This window comes from Brenneria alni, from assembly GCF_003666245.1.
Classification (GTDB): domain Bacteria; phylum Pseudomonadota; class Gammaproteobacteria; order Enterobacterales; family Enterobacteriaceae; genus Brenneria; species Brenneria alni.
Map to the genome: position 1 here is coordinate 1 of NZ_MJLZ01000108.1, position 1013 is coordinate 1013.

Below are 1013 nucleotides of genomic sequence, written 5' to 3' on the forward strand. Positions count from 1 at the left end.
GTGTTATTTAGAGAAAGTTTTTTTATTTTTTCATGTATTTTTAGGAAATCTTGCCTGTTTATTTGAGCTGAAATTTCATCTATAACTAATAAGATACCAGATATGTTTGAAATGAGTAATCGACTAAATCTAAGCTTTTGTAATTCACCGCCTGATAAACTAGGAATTGAACGTGAAAAATTAAGATACCCTAAGTCCATTTCACAGATTGATTTAAGAATCTTCTTAACTTCATCAGTTTCAGGAATGTTAGATATTCTTTCTAAGATGTCTGAAAAAGAGAGTGTCAGAAAGTCCAGCATATCTAATTCAAGAACTTTGATATTATTTTTACTATAATAGTCAAGATTAATTCTGGATCCTTGACATTCTGTACAAGTATTTCTTATAGTCGAATTTACGAGTGATTTTTGCCCAATCAATCTTTGAGCAAAGATCATCACACCTTCATAATATGCTCGCCTTTGTCTTGTTGAACCTTTATATTTAAATTTAAAGGCTAATCTGGATTCCGTTACACCATAGAGAATTTTTTTCTTTTCAGTTTCAGAAAGATTTTTGTAAGGGATTGAGGTATTAATTTTTTCAAGTTGGCAATAAGATAGTAACAAATTATGATATAAACCTGAAAAAGTCCCTGTCCTCCAGATAGAAAATGGTTTTTCTTCGATACTTAGGTTTTCATTTATAATAGCATTTGAATTAATAGAGGATATTTCACCTAGACCTTTGCAAACAGGGCACTCATTATCAGGCTTATTAATTTTTAGGAATTTAAAGTTTGGGATACATTTACTGTTTCTCTTTGCAAGAAACGATAATGTTTGCGGGATGTTCAAATATGAATACAAGTCTCTTATACCACATCTCCGAGCCCAAAAAAAACAAAAAATCTAGTTCGCCGCCAAGGTTCGTCCAATTTCTAAAAATGTCAACTACTTCATATGCCTCAACCAACCAAAGTATAAATTAATGATTACATGACAGAGACTACGATACAATGACGAAGATCA

The 1013-nt window shown here is 31.2% G+C and carries 1 pseudogene; it reads right to left on the reverse strand.

What is annotated here, in order from left to right:
• A pseudogene (locus tag BIY29_RS20125) lies at positions 1-839 on the reverse strand (ATP-binding cassette domain-containing protein); the annotation flags it as partial.
• Positions 840-1013: the final 174 nt, after the last annotated feature.